Below are 19,223 nucleotides of genomic sequence, written 5' to 3'. Positions count from 1 at the left end.
GAGGCATGAGCCTGCTCAGTCCGCCCGCTCCCGCCACGGCTCCGCTCGAGCAGCCGAACCGCCGGATGCCGCGCGGCACCACCTCGCTGATCTGGGTCGTGGTCTCGCTGCTCGCGGTGTTCCTCGCCGAGTACCTGACCAACGCGGTCGATCTCACCTCGACCAACACCGTGCAGAACGGGCTGCTGCGGGCGCTGCCGATCCTGCTCGCCGGGCTCGGCGGGGTGTGGGCGGAACGCTCCGGGGTGATCAACATCGGCCTCGAGGGCATGATGATCTTCGGGACCTGGGGCGCGGCCTGGGGCGGTTATTTCGCCGGGCCGTGGATCGGCCTGCTCGCCGCCGCGGTGTTCGGCGCGCTCGGTGGCCTGCTGCACGCGGTGGCCACGGTGACCTTCGGGGTGAACCACATCGTCTCCGGTGTCGCGCTCAACCTGCTCGGCCAGGGCGTGACGAAGTACCTGTCCACGCTGATCTTCCAGCCGATCTCGAACAACCCGCGGGAATCCCCGCTGGTGCCCAAGTTCGACACCTATTCCTCGGTGGGGATCGGCCCCTGGCTGGAGGGGCTGGAGAACAAGAACTGGTTCGGTATCTCGGATCTCGCCGGGATCGTGCACGGGCTGATCACCGGGGTCTCCCCGCTGACCATGCTCTGTCTCGCGCTGGTGCCGATCACCTATCTGGTGCTCTGGCGCAGTAGGTTCGGCCTGCGGTTGCGCTCCTGCGGGGAGAACCCGGTCGCCGCCGAATCCCTCGGGGTGCGGGTCTATCTGCACAAGTACGTCGCGGTGATCGCCTCCGGGGCGCTCGCCGGGATCGGCGGGGCGACCCTGGTGCTCAACCGGGGTGGTTCGGGTTATCTGGAAGGGCAGACCGACGGCCGCGGATACATCGGCCTCGCCGCGATGATCTTCGGGAACTGGAAACCGGGCGGGCTGCTCGCCGGTTCGGCGCTGTTCGGCTACACCGACGGGCTGCAGCTGACCACCGGGCCCAAGATCGTGATGGCGCTGGTGTACGGGGTGGTGCTGCTCATCGGCGCGATCGCGGTGTGGAAGCTGCTCCAGCGCAAGTGGCTGGCCTGTGTGATCGCCGGTGCCTGCGCGGGGCTGCTCTACTGGTTCTACTGGGCGGTGGACGAGATCCCGAGCGAGCTGCTGCCCTACACGCCGCACTTCGTGACCCTCGCGGTGCTCGCGGTCTCCGCGCAGCGATTGCGGATGCCCGCCGCGGACGGGTTCATCTATCAACGCGGCAGAGGTGGCTGAGGGTGGCCGGGATCGACTGGGAGCTGTTGCGCGCCAAGGCGATCGAGGCCACCGCGCGGTCCTACGCGCCCTATTCCGGGCTCGCCGTGGGAGCGGCCGCGGTGGTCGGCGATGGCCGGATCATCACCGGCTGCAATGTGGAGAACGCCTCCTACGGCCTCGCGCTGTGCGCGGAGTGCACGCTCGTGGGGCAGCTGCGGATGACCGGCGGCGGGCGGCTCACCGCGTTCGCCTGCCGGGGCGGGGACGGGCAGCTGCTGATGCCCTGCGGCCGGTGCCGCCAGCTGCTCTACGAACACGGCGGACCCGACTGCCTGGTGGATGCCCCGGACGGGATCGTCACCGTGGCCCGGATCCTGCCGTACGCCTTTGGCCCCGAACACCTACCGGAGTGAGTAGATGGAACCGTTCACCGCCGTCGAGATCATTCGCGAGAAACGAGACGGCGGCGAGCTCTCCCCGGACCGGATCGACTGGATCGTCGATGCCTACACCAGGGGAGTGGTCGCCGAGGAGCAGATGTCCGCGCTGGCGATGGCGATCTACCTGAACGGGATGACCGCGGCCGAGACCGCGCGCTGGACCGCGGCGATGGTGGACAGCGGGGAACGGCTGAGCTTGCCCAAACTGGTGAAACCTTTGGTGGACAAGCATTCCACCGGGGGAGTGGGGGACAAGATCACGCTCCCGCTCGGCCCGCTGCTCGCGCACTGCGGTGCGGCGGTTCCACAGCTGTCCGGGAGGGGACTCGGGCACACCGGCGGCACCCTGGACAAGCTGGAGTCGGTGCCCGGCTGGCGGGCGGGCCTTTCCGCGGCCGAGATCGCGAGTCAGCTCGCCGAGATCGGCGCGGTGGTCGCCGCGGCCACCCCGACCCTGGCTCCCGCGGACCGCAAGCTCTACGCGCTGCGCGATGTCACCGCGACCGTGGAATCCATTCCGCTGATCGCCAGCTCGATCATGAGCAAGAAGATCGCCGAAGGCACCTCGGCGCTCGTGCTGGATGTGAAGGTCGGTTCGGGCGCGTTCATGAAGGACCTGCCGCGGGCGCGCGAGCTGGCCGAGACCCTGGTCTCCATCGGCGCCGCCTCCGGGGTGCGCACCACCGCGGTGCTCAGCGATATGTCCGCCCCGATCGGTTACGCGATCGGGAACGCCGTGGAGGTCGCCGAGTCGGTCGAGGTGCTGCGCGGCGGCGGGCCCGCCGACGTGGTGGAGCTGACCACGGTGCTCGCCGAGGAGATGCTGCGGCTGGCCGGGCTCTCCGCCGACCCGGCCGGGGTGCTCGCCTCCGGGGCGGCGTACCAGACCTGGCGGGCGATGCTGCGCGCCCAGGACGGGGATCCCGACGCGCCGCTGCCCGCCGCGGCCCACGTGCGCGAGCTGACCGCACCGGCGGACGGCTACCTCGCCGAACTGGACGCGTACTCCTTCGGGGTCGCGGCCTGGCGGCTCGGCGCGGGCCGGACCCGCAAGGAGGATCCGGTGCAGCACGCGGCCGGGATCGTGCTGAACGCCAAGCGCGGTGCGTGGGTGCGTGCCGGTGAACCGCTCGCCTGGCTGCACACCGACACCGAAGAGGCCATCGAACCGGCGCTTGCCGAGCTCGAGGGCGCGGTCACCGTCACCGCGACCGAGCCCGAACCGCGTCCGTTGATCATCGACGTGCTGCGCGGCTGATCAACCGAAAGCCGGGCAACGGAAAAACGGGCCCCCGCTCAGTGAGCGGGGGCCCGTTTCAGGTTCCTGCAAGGGGAATTCAGACCGACTCGTCTTCCGGCTCCTTGTTGCCGTTGCCGTTCCCGTTGGTGTTGCCGTTCCCGTTGGTACGCGCCTTCGAGGTGCGCCTGCGGGCGGCCTGCTTGGGCAGCGAGGGAGTGGCCGCGGGCAGGTTCGCCGCTCCGCCGCCGAGGATCAGCTCGGCGAAGGTGGCCATGGCCTCGTCCAACTGGCCCGCGTTCCGCTGCTCGGACTCGTTGTTGGCCTTGCGCACCAGGGCATCCAGGGATTCCGCGTCCGGACGGGTCTCCACGGTGTCCTTGACCCCGGCGATCTCGGTGCGCAGTTCGCTGGAGAGCCCGGTGACCCGGGAGCCGAGGTCGGACTCCACGGTGTCCAGCCGCGAGGTGATCGACTCGATGGCACCGGCGAGTGCCTCGATCCGCTCACCGAGCAGTTCCATCTGCGTGGTGTCGGTCGCCGCGGCGTGGTTCTCGGCGAGCTTGCCGTGCAGTACATCGGTGGTCTCGGCGATGGCGCCCTGCAGTTCCTCGGTACCCGAGCTGATCTTCCCGCTCAGGTCGCTGCGCATGGAGTTCAGTTCCTCGCGGCTTTCCGAGATGCTGTTCGACATCGTGGTGACGGTGTCCCGCACCGAGGAGTCCAGATCGGTGAACTTGCCCTGGAGATTGGACTCGAAGTTCTCGAACCGGTCCTTGATGTTGCCGTTGATCTCGCGCGGCAGACCGTCGGTTTTGTTGTCCTGCTTGTCCAGGTGCAGTTCGAGCTCGTCGAGCCTGCGGTGAATGTTGGAGAGCTTGTCCTCGAGGCCGTCCATCCGCCCCGCGACGCCCTCGAACCGTCCGGCGACGCCGTCGAGGCGCCCGTCCAGCTGGGCGAAGGGCTTGGCCAGCTTGTCCACGATCGCTTCGACCGAGCGGGACAGCGAGGCGACGGCGGTGTCGTTCGCCTCCAGCTTGGCCACGGTCTCGTCGAGCCGCTCGGCGAGCACGCTCATCTCGGTGCGGTCGGGCAGCTCGGAGATGCGCTTGCGGATGGCGCCGATCGAGTCGAGAGAGGAGAGCTTGCCGTGGATCTCGTCGAGCGTGTCGAAGATCTGCTGCTGCTCGCTTTCCCGAATTTCGGCAGCGCGCACCAACATCGTGCGCATCCTGTCGAAAGACATCGTCGACTGGGTGATCTCGTTCACGGCAACCACCTAGGGTCGGGCTTGGGGAGTGCGTGCTGATTGATGCCGCGAGCCTAGCCACCATTCCGCGAGCGCTTTTCACCGGGTTCGCTATTGTCTGTCAGGCAAGTGGAATCGATATCATCAGTTCGCGGGATGAGCATTCGATTAGTACCCAATACATGCACACGCAGGGTGTGCGCGATCGCCGGAAACTACTCGCCGTGCGCGCTTTTTTGCTGGTGAAGACCACCCGATGTCATGGTACCGCTACCGTCGCATTGCGTAAGGTTGGCCCATGATCGACCCAGTGAATCGTCCGAGCGACGAGCAGATCCTCGCGGCCCCCAAAGTTCTCCTGCACGATCACCTTGACGGAGGACCCCGGCCGGGCACCATCATCGAACTCGCCGACCAGTTCGGCTACCCCGGACTGCCTGCGCAGGAGGCGGACGCGCTCGGCGCGTGGTTCCGCGAGTCCGCCGACTCGGGTTCCCTCGAACGGTATCTCGAGACCTTCGTGCACACCGTCGGCGTCATGCAGCACGAGGAGGCGGTGCGCCGGGTGGCCAAGGAGTGCGTGCTGGACTACGCGGCGGACGGCATCGTCTACGCCGAGATCCGGTACGCGCCGGAACTGTTCACCGAGCAGGGTATGCGGCTCGAGCAGATCGTGGAGGCGGTGCAGGCCGGGTTCGCCGAGGGGGTGCGCGAGGCGGCCGAGGGCGGCCACCGGATCCGGATCGGCACCCTGCTGTGCGCGATGCGGCAGAACGCGCGCTCGCTGGAGATCGCCGAGCTCGCGGTGCGCTACCGGGACTCCGGGGTGGTCGGGTTCGACATCGCGGGCCCGGAGGCCGGGTTCCCGCCCACCCGCAACCTGGACGCCTTCGAGTACCTGCGCCAGCAGAACGCGCACTTCACCATCCACGCGGGTGAGGGCTTCGGGCTGCCCTCGATCTGGGAGGCCATCCAGCACTGCGGTGCCGAACGGCTCGGGCACGGGGTGCGGATCATGGACGACATCAAGGCCGCCGGGGACGGATCGGCCCAGCTGGGCAGGCTCGCCTCCTACGTGCGGGACCGGCGAATCCCGCTGGAGATGTGCCCCTCCTCGAATGTGCAGACCGGGGCGGCGAATTCGATCGAGGAGCACCCGATCAAACTGCTTTCCGCGCTTCGTTTCCGGGTCACCGTGAATACGGACAATCGTTTGATGAGCCACTGCACGATGACCTCCGAAATGCGCAAGCTCGCCGACACGTTCGGTTATACGCTCAGTGATCTTCAGTGGTTCACGGTGAATGCGATGAAATCGGCCTTCATCGGATTCGACGACCGGCTCGAGATCATCAATAACCAGATCAAACCCGGCTACGCGGCACTGACCTGGCACGAGGGCTGACCACTCGCTGGGACGGAGGTTGCGGTTACTGAGCCCTGCTCACTAACGTCCATATGGCAGGAGTCCGTTCCTGAGATATGAGACGTGATGCGTAATCGCTGGCTGATGCTCGGCCTCGGGTGGTTCGCCCAGGTCGGGAGCTGTTCGTTCCTCTACGGGATGCCCTCGCTGATCCCCGCGCTGCGTTCGCAGGAGGGGCTCGCGCTTTCCGGGGCCGGTGTGGTGGCCGCGGCCCCGCTCGCCGGGCTGACCATCGGGCTGATCCCCTGGGGAGCGGTCGTGGATCGGTTCGGTGAGCGGTACCCGCTCGCCCTGGGGCTCGGTGTTTCCGGGCTGCTGGTGCTGTACGTGGCCGCCGCGGTGCACGGGCTGACCGCGCTCACCGTGCTGCTCGGAGTCGCGGGTGCCGCGGCGGCCTCGGTGAACGCGGCCAGCGGCAAGCTGGTGCTCGGCTGGTTCGCCGCGGACGAGCGGGGCAGGGCGATGGCGCTGCGCCAGACCGCGCAGCCGGTGGGTGCCGCGCTCGCCTCGCTCGGGCTCCCGATGCTGGGCGCGGCCTGGGGGTTCCGCCTCGCGCTGGTGTTCCCCGCGCTGTTCTCGGTGCTGGGTGCGGCGCTCGTCGCGGTGTTCGCGCGGGACCCGGCCCGTCCGGCGGGCACGCGGCGGGTCCGGCGGTCCCGCTCGCCCTATCGCGGTTCGCCGGTGCTCGCCCGGCTGCACGCGGCGAGCACCCTGCTCGTGGTGCCGCAGTTCGCGATCTCGGCCTTCGCGCTGGAGTACCTGGTGCGTGCGGACGGCTGGGCCCCGCAGTTCGCCGGGGTGGTGGTGGCCGGCTTCCAGCTGGCGGGCGCGTTCGGCCGGATCGGTGCGGGCTGGTGGTCGGATCGGGCCGGGTCCCGGCTGCGCCCGATGCGGCTGCTCGCCGTGGCCAGCGCGGGGGTGCTGCTGCTGTTCGCGCTCGGGGACGCCTGGACCCCGTGGCTGGCGATCCTCGCGCTCGGATTGGGCGCGGTGCTCACCGTCGCGGACAACGGGCTGGCGTTCGCCTCGGTCGCCGAGCTGGCGGGCCCGGACTGGGCGGGCCGGGCGCTCGGCACGCAGAACGCGGCGCAGAACGTCTCCGCCGCGCTGACCCCGCCGCTGCTCGGCGCGCTGATCGGCGCGACGGGCTATGGCATGGCGTTCGTGATCGCCACCGCGTTCCCGCTGCTCGCGATCGTGGTCACCCCGGTCTCCGGGGAGCGGATGACGGCCGATCCGGAACCGGTCAGCGGTCGGTCCGGAACTGGTTGAAGTCGAGCTCGCGCACGTCTTCCTGGTCGTCCTGCTGCCACTGCCGTGCCTCGATGGACAGCCCGCTCGGGGGAGTCGGGGTGTCGTCGGTGAACTCGGCGGGCGGCCGCGGGGTCTCCGGCGTGCTGGGTTCGGTCATCGTTGCCCACATCCATCCGTTGCGCGTGGTGGCGGTGATTGTGCCAGGTTTCGGCGGTCGAGGTCGCGTTCAGCGATCGGAGCGGAATCTGGAGAAGTCGAACTGGCTGATGTCGTCCTCGTCTTCCTGCCAGTCTCGTCCCGGAGCGGATGTATCGCTGTGAACCGGTTCCGGCTCCAGCGCGGAACCCGGGGTGAGGATGCCGTCCTCGTGTGCGACCACGGGGGCGTCCGGCTCGATGCGCTCGGCCAGTCCCGCTTCCCGCGCCAGTTCGAGGACCTGCGCATCGCCGACGACCGGGGCGAGCACGCCGAGCCCTTCGGCCTGCGCAGCGCGGTGTGCCTCGGCGGCGAGCCGCACGATCTGCTCGCCGATCGCCGTGGGGTCGGCGGTGAGCACGATCTCGGCGATGTCGATGTCCACCAGTTCGCCGAGGTTGTTCACGGTGACCGTGATCGTCTCCGGCTCGTTGACCGCCCAGCCCCGGATGGAGGTGAGCGCCTCGGGCAGCTTCTCGGCCCGCTCCAGGCGTTCCTCTGCGTCCTGCACCAGCCGTTCGGTGGTGGGGCGCCCGTTCGGCAGATACCCCATCGCGTCCGGGCGCATTCCGGGACGCGGCCCGTTCGGTTCGTTCGGTCCGGTCACCGCCAGCTCCTCGGTGGTTCCTCGTCCTCGAGCAGCGCGGGATCGTAGCCGAGCCCGAGCCGGCGGGCGGTGTCCGCGCCCGGCTCGCCCATCGCCTTGGCGAACGCCTGCTGGGCGCGGTGGTTGGCCCGCGCGGTCGCCTTCTTCGCCGCGGTGAGGATGCTCGCCCGCAGCGCGGGTGCGCCCCTGGTGAGTGCCTGCGGGGAGATCCGCACCCCGCGCAGCAGCCCGCCCGCGGCGACCTCGACGGTGACCGTTCCGTCCGCGCTGCTCGCCGAACCGGTCAGCGGGCCGGAGCCGGCGACCGATTCCTTGACCCGTTCGCTGTGCTCGTACACACGCTGCTCGCGCTGGTGTTGCGCGGCGCGGGAGAACTCCGCGAAGTTCATGCGCCGACCTTACGCCGCGGGCCGGAACACGCCGAGCATCTTCTCGCCCGCGTTCGTCATGCGCACCGGCCGGATGTGGCAGTTCTCCCCGGGCTGCGGTTCCTCGATGATCTGCCCGTCACCGATGTACATCGCCACGTGCCCGGTCCAGATGAGCAGATCGCCGGGCTGCATGTCCTTCGGGTCGACCTTCTGCCCGACGGTCTGGCTGGCCGCGGTGCGCGGGATCTTGATCCCGGCCTGGCCGTAGGACCACTGGGTCAGCCCGGAGCAGTCCATGCCCTTGGTCGGGTTGGTGCCGCCCCACACGTACGGCAGTCCCTTGCGGCTGAGCGCGGCGCGCACCGCGGCGGCCGCACGCTCGTTCGGCGCCTCGACCTCCTTGCCGCCGGGCAGCTGCACCTTCTTGGTGCCGTCGTTGTAGTTGTTCTTGGGCGGTTCGACGAACTCGGCCTTCCCGGAGGAGGGGGTGGTTCCTCCTGCTCCACCGCCGCCACCGCCCCCGCCGGTGCCCCCGCTTCCACCACCGCTGGAGCCGATGCTGCCCGCGTTGCTGGGCCCGGCGCTCGCGGTGGTGGTCCCGCCCGCGTTGCCCCCGCCCTCGGACAGCGCGCCCTTGGCCGCGGCCACGATCTTGGCGGCGGCCTGCGCGTACTGGGCCTTCATCTGCTCGAGCATCCCGGTGGCCTGCTGTTGCAGGCTGGGATTGTCCTTGGCGGCGTTGGCCACGTCCGCGATGGCCTGCGCCTTCTGCCGGAACTCGTCGCGCAGCTGCTGCACCTCCTGCTGGGCGGCCTTGAGCTTCGCGGTGGCGTTGCCGACCATGTCGGCGATCTTCTTCGCGTCCGCGCTCGCCTGCTCCAGCTCCTTGGGCGCGGGTCCCGCCTTGCCCTCGAAGGTGGTGCCCTTGCCGCCGGACCACTCCGAACGCAGCTTGCCCGCGTCCCCCTTGGCCTGTGCGGCACTGTCGTCCAGCGCGGAGGAGGCGCTGCTCAGGCTGCCCTGCACCTTGCCTGCCGCGCCCTCGTTGATGGTCAGCTTCTGCACGGCCGTGTTGAGCGGCCCCATGTAGGACTCGACGTTGATGTCGCCCATCGCCTGGCCTTCCCCCTCGGTCTACTGTCCCAGCTGCTCGTTGCGGATCTTGTCGAAGGTGGCCTTGTGCGCCTCGGCGTCGGACTGGTAGTCGCCGTGCGCCCCGGAGACCGCGTGCCCCAGGCTCTGCACGTAACTCGAGGCCGTGTTCGTCGCGCCGTGCAACGAGCCGATGTGCGCGGAGATCCTGCCGTGCAGCCCGGACTCCTCGCCGAGGTCACCGAGCATGTCCGCGCCGATGTGCTGATCGGCGAGGTGCTTGCCCGCGATCGAGCCGATGTGCTCGGAGAGCCCGGAAGCCTTCGAGGAATAGCTCCCGAGTTCGTTCAGATCCGCCCTGATGTTCTCCACCGTGCTCCCCGTTCGTCGGCCAATCCTCGGACGCGGCGGCTCCGGCCACGGTTCCGTTCAAGAGGAATGATGGCGCATATTTTCCTCGAACGGTGCCGAAACGGCAAAGCAGCGCGCGAGAGACGACCGATCAGGGGGTTCGGACCGTCGGGTTTGACGGCGTAGCGCCTTCGCCACCAAGCAACCGGCACCGCGGCGGGTTCTCCGGCTTCGCCTCCCGAGGACAGCGCCGACGTGGTGTATGGGGGATACACGAGGAGGCCGATCCCGGAGCGAGGTGGCGCCGGAGGTTCCGCTACCGGACCCACCACTCAGGCCCGCCGGCAACAGGAATTCAGTGGGTGCGGAGGCGCTCTTCGAAGTTCTGGGCGAGCTCGCGCCAGGCAGCTTCCTCGTCGGTGTAGGGCTCGCTGGGGGCCAGCCTGGTCGGGTCGGGGCGCAGCACGAAGGAGATGAACCAGCCGAGGCTCTCCGCGGGCGCCAGCGCCTCGTCCACCGAGTCGTCCCCGGCCCACTGCGCCGCGTCCCCGAACAGTTCGACGGCGAGGTCGAGCTGGTTGGGGTCGATCGCGTCCGGGCCCTCGGCGATGTCCTCGGCGATCCCGGTGAGCACGTAGGTGTTCTCCTCGTCGACCTCCACCTCGAGCTCACCCGCGGTGGCCTTGGTGGCGACCTCGCTCCAGGTGGCGACCTCGGTGAGGGCCGAGCCGGATTCGGCGGCCTCGCCACCGGCGATGTGGCGGACCAGGGCGCGCGGCGAGCCGAACACGTCGATGCGGCCCTCGGAGCCGAGGAAGATCGGCTTGTCGTCGAGGTAGCAGCGCAGGGTGTAGTACTCGGTGCCGTCGGCGATGATCTTGATCGGATCGATACCGATCTCGGCCCAGAAGCCGGGTTCCTCCTCCTCGTCCTCGCTGCCGAGGGCCGGAGTGGCGGTTTCCTCTTCGCTGTCGATGTCGTCGCTGTCCACACCGACGAGACCGGCTTCGTCCTCTTCGTCCTCGTCGTCGTTGACCTCGGCGGAGTAGGCGGCGAGCTCCTCGTCCGCCTTGGCGACGGCCGCGGCGTCCACGCCGGGGACCGAGACGATCTCGTCGATCTCGTCGAGCACCTCGTCCCAGCGCTCGGCGACGACCTCGCAGAGCTCCTCCCAGACGCGCTGCCCGTCCTTGCCGGTGAACGGCAGGGTGCCCTGATGCAGCAGCCGGAATCCCTGGGTCGAGCCGAGCACTTCCTCGGTCTTCTCCAGCTCGCAGACCTCGGCGATGGAACGCACCATCCCGACGATCTCGTCCAGCTCGGAGATGGTCCACGAGTCGGGGTTCTCCGCCACGAGCTCGGGCACTCCGACGAGGTCGTAGGAGTGGTCGTCATCGGGCACGAGTTCGCTGGCCGCGAGGCCGGCTACCACGTGCCAGGCTGGGTGGTCGGCCAGATCGTGCGAGGGAACGGTACGGACGAAGGCCGCCAGCTGGGCGGGGTTCTCGAAGCCGTAGAGGTCGTCCTCGTCGCCGAGGAAGGCCTCCCATTCCTCGCCGTCCTCCCGCCACCGCGGGGCCCACAGGGTGACGAGATCACCTTGGGGCAGGCCGAGTTCGATCGGCACAATGTCGGACGCCATGTAACCGCTCTCCTGGTCGGCTGCGCGGGGACAACGCACACACTATCGGCATCGCCACGGTGCCCGCGCACGCGGCTCACCCACGGTTCACGCGCAGCACCCAGGGGCGCAGGTGCCGGTAGCCGCGCACGGAGACCGGACGCAGCTGCCGCAGCGCGAACCGGGGGTCCCCGGAGAGGCGTTCGGCCAGCGTGGCGTCCACGAGCACCGAGGAAGGGTGCGCCGTCGTGGTGAGCCGCGCGGCCAGGTTGACCACCGAACCGAACACGTCCCCGTAGCGCAGCAGCACGTCCCCCGCGGCGAGCCCGACACGCAGTTCGGGAAGTCCCCGCTCCGGGCGGTCCTCGGCGCACAGGGCCAGCGCGATCTCGGCGGCGTCGCCCGGATCGTCGGCGGTGAACATGATCTCGTCCCCCACTTGCTTGACGATCTGGCCGCGCCGGGTCGCGATGATCTCGCTCGCGTCCTCCTCGAAGCGCTCGAGCAGCGCGGAGAGCTCGGTGGCGCGCAGCCTGCGGGTGGTGCTGGTGTAACCGACCATGTCGGCGAACCCGACCGTCTTGTCCTGGCGGTCCTGTCCTTCGGCGGAACCGACCACCCGGCCCGCTGCCGAGGCCACGTGCCTGCGCCACACGTAGGACATGAGTTCCTCGATCAGTGGCAGCAGCCCGACGGCCAGTTCCAGGGCTTCCTGCTCGTTCGCGGCGAGTTCACCGATCCGCGCGGTGATGTCCCTTGTCTGCCATTCGGCGAGCCGGGAAAGCGACTGGCCGAGGGTGCGGGCCATGGCCAGCTCCGCCTCGGAGTCCAGGGCGCCGAACTCGACGAGCTTGCCGAGCAGCCGGGCCGCGGTGACATCCCCGTCGGTGAAGATCCGGTCCTGGTCACCCGCGGCGGGGAACCCCATCGCCACCCAGAGCCTGCGGGTGCGTTCCGGATCGAGCCCGCTCAGCTCGGCGACCTCGCCCCTGGTGTACCGGCGCTGCCCGCCGAGCAGGGTGTTCTCGAGTTCGCCGACGAGTTCCGCCCGGTCGTCCGGCTCGGCCTCGTTCCCGGTCACCGGCCCGTGGTGTGCACGATCAGCACGTCGGCGGGCGCCTGCCGGGTGACGTTGGCGGGCACCGAACCGAGGATGCGCCCGGCGAGGGTGTTCAGGCCCCGGTTCCCGGTCACGAGCAGGTTCGCCTTGTGCCGCTCGACCGCCTCGATCAGTGTCTTCACCGGTTCCCCGACGACCGCGTCGGTCACGATGTCGGCGGCCCCCTGCGCGGTGGCCCGCTCGCTCGCGGTGCGCAGGGTCTCCTCCGCCGGGGTGGAGCCGACGACCTGGTAGGCGATGTCGCCGAGTTCATCGGCCGCCGCGTCCACCTCGCGCTTGCTCGCCGGGTAGTAGGCGCACACGACGACCAGCTTCGCCGAGGTGTCCCTGGCAATCTCGGCTGCCCTGTCCACGGCGCGGTACGACGAATCGGAGCCGTCCGTTCCGACGAGTACGGTCCCGTAGGTCCCCATCGCGATCTCCTGATACTGGTGGGTAGGTGGTGTGGACCGTACCGGAAATCGGGCTCGCGTTCATCCGCGGAACTTCTCGGCGTTGGCCAGGGCCCAGTCCCCGAACCGGGTCCCTGGTTTCCCGGTCACCCGGGTGAAGGTGTCGTTGTGCACGCCGACGGCCCCGGCCACGAAGTCGTCCAGGATGTTCTGCACGTACCACTCGGACTGCTCGCCCATGACCGGGCGCAGTGCCTCGGCGGTCTCCGCGGAGCTCGCGGTCACGAACGGGATCCGCCTGCCGAGCGCCGCGCCGATGTGCTCGAGCAGTTCGGTGCGGCGCAGGGTCTCCGGCCCGGTCAGCGGGTAGGACTCGCCGAGGTGTCCTTCGCCGAGCAGCGCCGTCGCGGCGACCTCGGCGATGTCCGCCATCGCGATGGGGGCACTGGAACCGTCCGGATACGGCTCGCGCACCTCGCCGAGGCGGTTGATCTGTTCGGCCCAGATGGTCGTGTTCTCCATGAAGTCGCCGGGCGACAGGTGGGTCCACGGGATCCCGGACTCCTCGACGGCCAGGGTGACCGTGCCCCACCAGCCGTCCTTCTCCCCGGAGAGGTCCACGATGTGCCCGATCCCGGCGGCGCGGGCGAGCGCCAGGACCTCGGTGACCGTGTCCGGGGTCGGGGCGAGATACATCCGCTCCACGCCCGCGAACGCCTTCGGCAGGGTCTCCGGTTCGCGCAGGTACCCCTCGGCCACCTCGACACCGTCGGGGAGCGCGGCCTTGCGCGGGTTCTTGGTCAGCGCCCGGATGTTCTCCGCGCCCTGTTCGATGAGTTTGTCCACCAGGATTCGTCCGATATTGCCGGTCGCGCCGGTCACCAGGATCGTCATGGCGGCGATTCTCCGGATTTCGGGCGGCTCGCGCCTATGATTTCTCGCCGGGTGTCTTGCCGTTGAGGGAATCCACGCAGGGCCGGAGCAGGTCGAGCAGCGTGTCCGGATCGGCCTCCGGCATCCCGTCCAGGCGCAGCAGATAGCGGGAGACGAGCACGCCGAGGGTGAGCGCCCCGAGCAGTCCGGTGCGCAGCAGCGCGTCCGCGGCGTCCAGTTCCGCGGCCAGTTCACGCTGCTGGGCGCGCATCGACTCGCGCACCTCGTCCTGGGCATCGGGATGGGTGAGCATCGAGCGCAGCATGGCGAGGGTGGCCGTGGGTTCGCTTGCCAGCTTCTCGCGCAGCGCGGCGAGCCAGCGTTCGCCGGGGTCCTCCGGCGGTTCGCCCGGTGCCGGGTCCGGTGGTTCGGCGGTGGCGGTCCGGAACAGCCGCTGTTTGCTGCCGTAGTAGTGCATGACAAGTCCCGGGTTCACGCCGGAGGCCTCGGCGATCGCCCGCACCGTTGCCCGGTCGTAGCCGAGTTCGGCGAATGCTTCCCTTGCCACGTCGAGGATGCGCTGTTCGGTCTCCCTGCGCTGTGCGGCCCGTGTGGTGTCCGGGGAGTGCTGTCCCATGAGTTCATTGTACGAGCGTTGCCTGAATCATCAGTTTCGTTGTACGTTGGTTTCATGAAACCAGTCGAGATGTTCGAGAAGCTTTTCCCGCTGTTCCTCGCCAAGGACATGGACGGGTTCGTGGACCTGTTCGCCGAGGACGGGGTGCATGAACTGCCCTTCGCCCCGCCCGGGGTGCCGCGGGTGATCACCGGCCGCGAGGAGATCCGGGCCTATGTCACCGCGGTGCGCGAGGCGCCGCTGGAGCACCGGGAGTTCGCGGATCTCGTGGTGCACGAGACCACCGATCCGGATGTGGCGATCGCGGAGTACGCGGCGCACGGGGTGGTCACCGCGACCGGAAAGCCTTATGTGCTGCGGTATGTGAACGTGCTGACCGTCCGGGACGGGCGGATCGCGCACTGGCGGGACTACTGGAGTCCCTTGCAGGGCATGGAAATCCTGGGTTACTCACCCGCGGAGCTGGTCGCGGGTTCGTAGGCGGTGAGGTGGTGCGGGCACAGGTACAGGGTGAGCCCCTCCGGGGTGGTGTGCCTGCTCAGCCCGCCCCAGCGCTGCGCGGGATCGAGCTCGGTGAGCATGGCGAGCAGGGCGCGGAAATCCGCGTCGGTCGCGGCGTGCGCGGCGGGCTCGGTTTCCGGGTACGCGGCGGCCGGGCCGGATTCGGGGAGCTCGACCGGCACCTGCTGCATGAGTTCCTTCATGAACTCGCAGTCCGCCTTGAGGCTCTCGTCCAGCTGGTCCACGGTCATGCCGAGGATCGGGCCCGCGAGCGGGGCGACGTGTTTGAGCACGCGCAACAGGGTGCTCAGATAGGGGCCGAATCTCCGTAGCCACTCCGCGGGTTCGGAGACCGGATAACAGCCCTCGGGTTCGGGCAGCCGGTGCCAGGCGCCCGGCTGCTCGCAGTACAGGTGCAGCTCGTAGGCGGTGGCGAACAGCTTGCGCCGCTTGGCGGGCACGATCGCGAACACGCTCGGGCAGCGGGTTTCCTGTTGGTGCTGCATGATCCGGCGCAGCCGCAGGAATTCCAGCTGGTTGTATTCCCCGTTCTCGCGCAGCTGGTCGAGTTTGGCCTCGATGCGGTCCAGCCGGGTGCTCTCCCGCTCGTGCTCGGAAGGGGCGAGGCCGAGCAGCAGTTCGCGCACGTTCACGAACTCCCCGGTCTTGTGGCACTCGATCTCCTCGCGCGGTGGATCGCGGGTGAGCCGGTGCACGAGATCCTCGTACTCGTAGAGCTCATCGCAGGCGCGCCCGGTGCCGTCCTGGCAGGGGCACGGGATGCGCCGGGAGATGTGCAGCCCGGGGAACCGTTCGAGGGTGCGGTTGAGGCCCTCGTCGAGAATGGAGAAGAACGCCAGCGGCATGGGCCCGCGCACGGTCAGCTCGACGGTGTTGCGCCCGGTGTGCGCGCGCAGCAGGGCGAGATGGCGGCGGTCGGTGTGCCGCAGCAGCGCGCCGGTGCGCCAGTGGATGCCGGTGGAGAACCGGTGCGAGCGCGCGATGAACCAGGTCGGGATCCCCGGCGGCATGGTGTTGAGCTGATAGCGCACCCGGATCTGGGTCTGCTCGCCCAGTTCCTCCCACAGCGCCGCGTAGTCCGGCGCGGACCAGGGCAGCCGTTCGACGACGAGGCTCACATCCTCGGCGTCGTCGATCCGGTAGGACAGGTCGTACTTGTCCATCATGCCAAGGAAATGCTCGCGCATGCCGATGTCCAGATCGGCCCACAACTGCCCGAGATGGCGCCGGGACAGCACTCCCTTGCGCGCGGCGACCTCCGGGCTGTCGAGCACCTTGCTGATGTACTCGTTGACCCATTCCGGCTGCAGCACAACGGTTTGCGAGAGTTCCGGGTCCTGGTCGTAGTAGAGGATCTCGCCGAGCTGGTGTAGCGCGGTGGCGATGTAGTGCTGGTGGGCGGGATCGGTGACCCCTGCCTCGGTCATGATCGACCACAACCGGGTCGGGGTCACGTGCCGGTAGGCCGCGGTGCGTTCGGGTGCCTCGCGCACCGCGTTGGCCGCGCGCAACCAGTTGGTCGGCCACTCCGAACCCATCAGCGGCAGCCGCGCGGCCAGTTCGGCGATCTGCTCGTGCAGTTGCGGAATGCCCGTCCTGGAGGCGTTGTCCACGGCGAAATGCGCGCGCAGATTGGGATATTCGGCGCGCAGTTCGTCCAGCGGAAGATCGGGCTCGCGGTGCTCGGTGTGCGTGGCGACCAGCAGCACCGGGGATTCCGGTGCGCGCGCGGTGATGATGTCCAGCCAGTAGCGCAGCTTGCCCTGTTCCCAGCCGAGCCGGGAATTCCACAGCAGCAGGAACAGTGAGCGGTTGGTGAGGAAGAACTGGTGGGTGGCGTGGTAGATCTGCTGGCCGCCGAAATCCCACGCGGACAGCCGCATCTGGATCTCCGGGAGGAACGGGTGGTCCACCTCCAGGCGTTCGATGCGCAGGCCGTGCGTGGACGGTTCGTGCGGATCGTGTGGCTGCTCGGCGAGCGCGCGCACCAGGGAGGTCTTGCCGACCCCGCCCTCGCCGACCACCATCAGCTTGGACACCCATTGCGCGGTGCTGCCCTTGGCCCTGGCTCGCAGGAATTCGAGCACCGAGTCCGAACCCGCAGCGGTGATCTCCGGTGGCGGGCTGAGGATCGGGTTGTCGTGCACCCCGAGCACGGTCAGCATCGGCAGTTCGGCGAGTGAATCCGGCAGGGTGGTCAGCTCGTTGCCATTGGCGTGCAGCACTTCGAGTTCGCGCAGGCCGGTGAACCACTCGGGAAGCGCGGCCAGCGAGTTGAACCGGACGTTGAGCACCCGCAGGTGGGTGAGCTGGCGCAGGCGGGCGGGCAGCTCGTACAGGCCAAGCCCGGAGAGGTCCAGGCGGGTGTCCCTGGAGGCAAGGGCCCGTTCGATGCGGCGGGTCGCCTCGTCCTCTGCGCTGCCCATGATCAGGTGAGCGTAGCGGCCGTTGCGAGCGAGGTCACGTTGTCTGTTCCGAACTCCGGAAGCAATACTTGGTACATACAAGTAGTTGCGACCCGCATGGATTGGTTGTGAGCATGACCTTCGCCGAGTCCTCCGGAGCTCCGGGGCCCACCGAGGAGGAGCTGCGCCTCGCCGACTCGATCGGGATGGCGATGGCGAGACTCGGCCGGATGTCGGCTGCCGCGCAGGCCAAGGCGAGCGCGAACGGCGGACTGGAGCGATCGGCGTTCATGCTGCTGATCGAGCTGGCCAAGAACGGGCCCTGCCGGTCGAGCGCGCTGGCTGAGCTGGTGTTCGTGGACCAGTCCACGGTGAGCAGGCAGGTCGCCGGTCTCGTCACGAACGGCCTCGTCGAACGCCGGGCCGATCCCAGTGACGGGCGGGTGAGCATGCTCGGGATCACCGCGCAGGGCATCGAACTGCTCGAGCAACACCGCGAGCGGCGCAACCGCAGCATCGCGAGCGTGGTCGCGCACTGGCCGCAGGCGCAGCGCGAGCGGTTCGCCGAGCTGTTCGACCAGTTCACCGCGGACTACGAGCAGCGCATGCCCGAACTGCTCGAGGCGTTCGTCCAGCAGGTGAACCAGCAGGCCGAGGGGCGCTGAACCGGTCCGTCCGGGGCACGCGTGGCGCGGGTGCCCCGGACGGGTTCGCTCAGTGTCCGGCGTTCTTCGCGCGGTCCAGCGAGGCCTTGATCTCGGCCTCGGCCTCGGCGCGGCCGACCCAGTTCGCGCCCTCGACGCTCTTGGCCGGCTCCAGGTCCTTGTACACCTCGAAGAAGTGCTGGATCTCCAGCCGGTGGAACTCGTTGAGGTGGTGGATGTCGCGCAGGTGCTCCTGGCGCGGGTCATCGGTGGGCACCGCGAGCACCTTGTCGTCCGGGCCCTTCTCGTCGGTCATCCGGAACATGCCGATCGCGCGGCAGCGGATCAGGCAGCCGGGGAAGGTGGGTTCCTGCACGATCACGAGCACGTCGAGCGGGTCGCCGTCCTGGCCGAGGGTGTCGTCGATGAACCCGTAGTCCGCCGGGTACTGCGTCGCGGTGAACAGGGTGCGGTCGAGCTTGATGCGACCAGTCTCGTGGTCGAGCTCGTACTTGTTGCGCTCCCCTCGGGGGATCTCGATAGTGGCGTCGAACTCCACGGAATGTCCTCGCTCCCGGCGCGAAACGATGCGCCAACGCTGATGTTCGGTCAACACGTCGCTGTGTTGTCGATGTGACGCTCTAGTCTGAACCATGAGCGCGGCAGACGCCGAACCGGGCAAGGATGTAAAGGTGGTCGGGTGACCGACGAGCAACCGGGCAAAGACGAGCAGCCGCCGTTGTGGCCGCAGGTCGACGAGGACGTGGACGGCGAGCCCGACAGGCAGGACGAGGACCGGGAACCGGCCGGGCAGGCCGAAACCGTCGGCGAGTCCACAACGGTGTTTCCCGCGATCACCGCGGAGGGGGACCGGGAGGAGGAACCGGACGAGGAGCCCGGTCCGCGCCCCGGCGAGGTGACCTCGGTGCTCGAACCGGTCCGGAACCTCGAGGAACCCGGGCACGAGGAGCCCGGGTACGACGAGCCCGGTTACGAGGACCCGCCGACCGATGCGGCCGTGCGCCCGGTCGAACCATCCAGGCCGGAACCACGCAGGCACGAACTGCCCGGGAACGAGCCGCCGAGGTACGCCCCGCGGCCGCCGGAACCACCGCGGCCCGAACCACCACGGCCCGAACCGCAGCCGCGGGATGTGCCGAACCCGGTCGAGGGGCCGACGCGGATGCTGCCGCTGCCCGAGGAGGACGAGGACCGGTACCTGCCGACCGAGCGCGCCATGCCGGTGCGCATCGAACCGGCGGGCGAAGCCGCCGAGGAGCCCCGGGACGAACACGAGGGGGATCACGACCACCCCGAGGACCACGCCGAGGACTGGGAACCCGAGCAGGACCGGCCGAAACCGAAGCGCCGCAAACGCGGCCTGGTCATCACCGCGGCCGTCGTGGTGGTGATCCTGCTCGCGGCCGGGGCGCTGGTCGGGGTTCCCGGGCTCGCCGACCGCATCGGGGTGCCGCTGCCGAGTGCCCTGCGGGGTACCGATGCGCCGCCCGAGCCGATCGCGGTCCAGCGGCAG

20 protein-coding genes and 1 pseudogene are annotated in these 19,223 nt (G+C 69.2%); 8 read left to right on the top strand and 13 right to left on the bottom strand.

The window, feature by feature from the left end:
- The first annotated feature begins 5 nt into the window (after positions 1 to 5).
- The 3 genes from AD72_RS20630 to AD72_RS20620 are packed head-to-tail and all read left to right on the top strand — an operon-like array spanning position 6 to position 2,951.
- Entirely contained in the window at positions 6 to 1,271 is a 1,266-nt protein-coding gene (locus AD72_RS20630) for an ABC transporter permease (RefSeq protein WP_031468176.1), read from the top strand.
- Positions 1,272 to 1,273: 2 nt separating this feature from the next.
- Positions 1,274 to 1,666, top strand: a complete 393-nt coding sequence (locus AD72_RS20625; protein WP_031468175.1) for a cytidine deaminase — start codon at positions 1,274 to 1,276, stop codon at positions 1,664 to 1,666.
- A 4-nt stretch (positions 1,667 to 1,670) separates the two neighbouring features.
- Positions 1,671 to 2,951: a thymidine phosphorylase gene (locus AD72_RS20620; RefSeq protein WP_031468174.1), complete on the top strand. Its 1,281-nt coding sequence runs from the start codon at positions 1,671 to 1,673 to the stop codon at positions 2,949 to 2,951.
- Positions 2,952 to 3,030: 79 nt separating this feature from the next.
- Here the strand turns inward: AD72_RS20620 and AD72_RS20615 are convergent, their stop codons facing one another.
- The gene (locus AD72_RS20615) at positions 3,031 to 4,200 is read right to left on the bottom strand and encodes a coiled-coil domain-containing protein (RefSeq protein ID WP_197285029.1); all 1,170 of its coding nucleotides are present in this window, start codon (positions 4,198 to 4,200) and stop codon (positions 3,031 to 3,033) included.
- Between the two features lie 277 nt (positions 4,201 to 4,477).
- On the opposite strand from AD72_RS20615, the gene AD72_RS20610 reads away from it, so the two are divergent.
- Together AD72_RS20610 and AD72_RS20605 are read left to right on the top strand one after the other, a co-directional pair.
- The gene (locus tag AD72_RS20610) at positions 4,478 to 5,584 is read left to right on the top strand and encodes an adenosine deaminase (RefSeq protein ID WP_031468172.1); all 1,107 of its coding nucleotides are present in this window, start codon (positions 4,478 to 4,480) and stop codon (positions 5,582 to 5,584) included.
- Positions 5,585 to 5,671: 87 nt separating this feature from the next.
- Positions 5,672 to 6,877, top strand: coding sequence for an MFS transporter (locus AD72_RS20605; protein ID WP_051898835.1), 1,206 nt, complete (start codon positions 5,672 to 5,674; stop codon positions 6,875 to 6,877).
- On the opposite strand, the gene AD72_RS36725 is transcribed toward AD72_RS20605, so the two are convergent.
- The 10 genes from AD72_RS36725 to AD72_RS20560 form a co-directional block, all read right to left on the bottom strand.
- Positions 6,852 to 7,016 carry a hypothetical protein gene (locus AD72_RS36725; RefSeq protein WP_156365300.1) on the bottom strand — a complete coding sequence of 55 codons (165 nt, stop codon included), beginning with the start codon at positions 7,014 to 7,016 and terminating at the stop codon, positions 6,852 to 6,854. The genes AD72_RS20605 and AD72_RS36725 overlap by 26 nt on opposite strands.
- Positions 7,017 to 7,085: 69 nt before the next feature.
- Positions 7,086 to 7,661, bottom strand: a complete 576-nt coding sequence (locus AD72_RS20600) for a hypothetical protein (RefSeq protein WP_031468170.1) — start codon at positions 7,659 to 7,661, stop codon at positions 7,086 to 7,088.
- On the bottom strand, positions 7,658 to 8,050 hold the full coding sequence (locus AD72_RS20595) for a YbaB/EbfC family nucleoid-associated protein (RefSeq protein WP_051898834.1): 393 nt from the start codon (positions 8,048 to 8,050) through the stop codon (positions 7,658 to 7,660). Before AD72_RS20595 ends, AD72_RS20600 begins: the two co-directional genes overlap by 4 nt.
- Before the next feature lie 9 nt (positions 8,051 to 8,059).
- Positions 8,060 to 9,145, bottom strand: a complete 1,086-nt coding sequence (locus AD72_RS36720; protein WP_051898833.1) for an NlpC/P60 family protein — start codon at positions 9,143 to 9,145, stop codon at positions 8,060 to 8,062.
- A gap of 21 nt (positions 9,146 to 9,166) precedes the next feature.
- Positions 9,167 to 9,496, bottom strand: a complete 330-nt coding sequence (locus AD72_RS20585) for a hypothetical protein (RefSeq protein WP_031468167.1) — start codon at positions 9,494 to 9,496, stop codon at positions 9,167 to 9,169.
- 334 nt (positions 9,497 to 9,830) lie between these two features.
- Positions 9,831 to 11,117: a hypothetical protein gene (locus AD72_RS20580; protein ID WP_031468166.1), complete on the bottom strand. Its 1,287-nt coding sequence runs from the start codon at positions 11,115 to 11,117 to the stop codon at positions 9,831 to 9,833.
- A gap of 76 nt (positions 11,118 to 11,193) precedes the next feature.
- Positions 11,194 to 12,177: an adenylate/guanylate cyclase domain-containing protein gene (locus AD72_RS20575; RefSeq protein WP_037346725.1), complete on the bottom strand. Its 984-nt coding sequence runs from the start codon at positions 12,175 to 12,177 to the stop codon at positions 11,194 to 11,196.
- Positions 12,174 to 12,629, bottom strand: a complete 456-nt coding sequence (locus AD72_RS20570; protein WP_031468164.1) for a universal stress protein — start codon at positions 12,627 to 12,629, stop codon at positions 12,174 to 12,176. Before AD72_RS20570 ends, AD72_RS20575 begins: the two co-directional genes overlap by 4 nt.
- A gap of 60 nt (positions 12,630 to 12,689) precedes the next feature.
- On the bottom strand, positions 12,690 to 13,502 hold the full coding sequence (locus AD72_RS20565) for an NAD(P)H-binding protein (RefSeq protein WP_031468163.1): 813 nt from the start codon (positions 13,500 to 13,502) through the stop codon (positions 12,690 to 12,692).
- 34 nt (positions 13,503 to 13,536) lie between these two features.
- Positions 13,537 to 14,118: a TetR/AcrR family transcriptional regulator gene (locus AD72_RS20560; RefSeq protein ID WP_031468162.1), complete on the bottom strand. Its 582-nt coding sequence runs from the start codon at positions 14,116 to 14,118 to the stop codon at positions 13,537 to 13,539.
- A 54-nt stretch (positions 14,119 to 14,172) separates the two neighbouring features.
- On the opposite strand from AD72_RS20560, the gene AD72_RS20555 reads away from it, so the two are divergent.
- Positions 14,173 to 14,598 carry a nuclear transport factor 2 family protein gene (locus AD72_RS20555; protein ID WP_082469069.1) on the top strand — a complete coding sequence of 142 codons (426 nt, stop codon included), beginning with the start codon at positions 14,173 to 14,175 and terminating at the stop codon, positions 14,596 to 14,598.
- Here the strand turns inward: AD72_RS20555 and AD72_RS20550 are convergent.
- Positions 14,565 to 17,066 carry a COR domain-containing protein gene (locus AD72_RS20550; protein ID WP_051898832.1) on the bottom strand — a complete coding sequence of 834 codons (2,502 nt, stop codon included), beginning with the start codon at positions 17,064 to 17,066 and terminating at the stop codon, positions 14,565 to 14,567. The genes AD72_RS20555 and AD72_RS20550 overlap by 34 nt on opposite strands.
- A 113-nt stretch (positions 17,067 to 17,179) precedes the next feature.
- Between AD72_RS20550 and AD72_RS20545 the strand changes: the two genes are divergently transcribed.
- Complete coding sequence (locus AD72_RS20545) at positions 17,180 to 17,710, top strand: MarR family winged helix-turn-helix transcriptional regulator (protein ID WP_031468159.1); 531 nt, start codon at positions 17,180 to 17,182, stop codon at positions 17,708 to 17,710.
- Between the two features lie 49 nt (positions 17,711 to 17,759).
- Here AD72_RS20545 and AD72_RS20540 read toward each other — a convergent pair whose 3' ends face one another.
- Positions 17,760 to 18,248, bottom strand: a complete 489-nt coding sequence (locus AD72_RS20540) for an inorganic diphosphatase (protein ID WP_031468158.1) — start codon at positions 18,246 to 18,248, stop codon at positions 17,760 to 17,762.
- Between the two features lie 141 nt (positions 18,249 to 18,389).
- Between AD72_RS20540 and AD72_RS20535 the strand changes: the two are divergent.
- A pseudogene (locus AD72_RS20535) lies at positions 18,390 to 19,223 on the top strand (hypothetical protein); the annotation flags it as partial.

It is taken from the genome of Sciscionella sediminilitoris (assembly GCF_000737195.2).
GTDB lineage: Bacteria > Actinomycetota > Actinomycetes > Mycobacteriales > Pseudonocardiaceae > Sciscionella > Sciscionella sediminilitoris.
Note: the sequence above shows the minus strand (reverse complement) of the source record. Positions and strands in the feature narration are given on the sequence as shown.

What these genes read in the sequence shown, in the direction of transcription:
- AD72_RS20630 (WP_031468176.1), top strand. Translation starts at nt 6, where the DNA reads ATGAGCCTGCTCAGTCCGCCCGCTCCCGCCACGGCTCCGCTCGAGCAG.
- AD72_RS20620 (WP_031468174.1), top strand. Translation starts at nt 1,671, where the DNA reads ATGGAACCGTTCACCGCCGTCGAGATCATTCGCGAGAAACGAGACGGC.
- AD72_RS20610 (WP_031468172.1), top strand. Translation starts at nt 4,478, where the DNA reads ATGATCGACCCAGTGAATCGTCCGAGCGACGAGCAGATCCTCGCGGCC.
- AD72_RS20605 (WP_051898835.1), top strand. Translation starts at nt 5,672, where the DNA reads ATGCGTAATCGCTGGCTGATGCTCGGCCTCGGGTGGTTCGCCCAGGTC.
- AD72_RS36725 (WP_156365300.1), bottom strand. Translation starts at nt 7,016, where the DNA reads ATGACCGAACCCAGCACGCCGGAGACCCCGCGGCCGCCCGCCGAGTTC.
- AD72_RS20595 (WP_051898834.1), bottom strand. Translation starts at nt 8,050, where the DNA reads ATGAACTTCGCGGAGTTCTCCCGCGCCGCGCAACACCAGCGCGAGCAG.
- AD72_RS36720 (WP_051898833.1), bottom strand. Translation starts at nt 9,145, where the DNA reads ATGGGCGACATCAACGTCGAGTCCTACATGGGGCCGCTCAACACGGCC.
- AD72_RS20580 (WP_031468166.1), bottom strand. Translation starts at nt 11,117, where the DNA reads ATGGCGTCCGACATTGTGCCGATCGAACTCGGCCTGCCCCAAGGTGAT.
- AD72_RS20570 (WP_031468164.1), bottom strand. Translation starts at nt 12,629, where the DNA reads ATGGGGACCTACGGGACCGTACTCGTCGGAACGGACGGCTCCGATTCG.
- AD72_RS20565 (WP_031468163.1), bottom strand. Translation starts at nt 13,502, where the DNA reads ATGACGATCCTGGTGACCGGCGCGACCGGCAATATCGGACGAATCCTG.
- AD72_RS20560 (WP_031468162.1), bottom strand. Translation starts at nt 14,118, where the DNA reads ATGGGACAGCACTCCCCGGACACCACACGGGCCGCACAGCGCAGGGAG.
- AD72_RS20555 (WP_082469069.1), top strand. Translation starts at nt 14,173, where the DNA reads ATGAAACCAGTCGAGATGTTCGAGAAGCTTTTCCCGCTGTTCCTCGCC.
- AD72_RS20550 (WP_051898832.1), bottom strand. Translation starts at nt 17,066, where the DNA reads ATGGGCAGCGCAGAGGACGAGGCGACCCGCCGCATCGAACGGGCCCTT.
- AD72_RS20545 (WP_031468159.1), top strand. Translation starts at nt 17,180, where the DNA reads ATGACCTTCGCCGAGTCCTCCGGAGCTCCGGGGCCCACCGAGGAGGAG.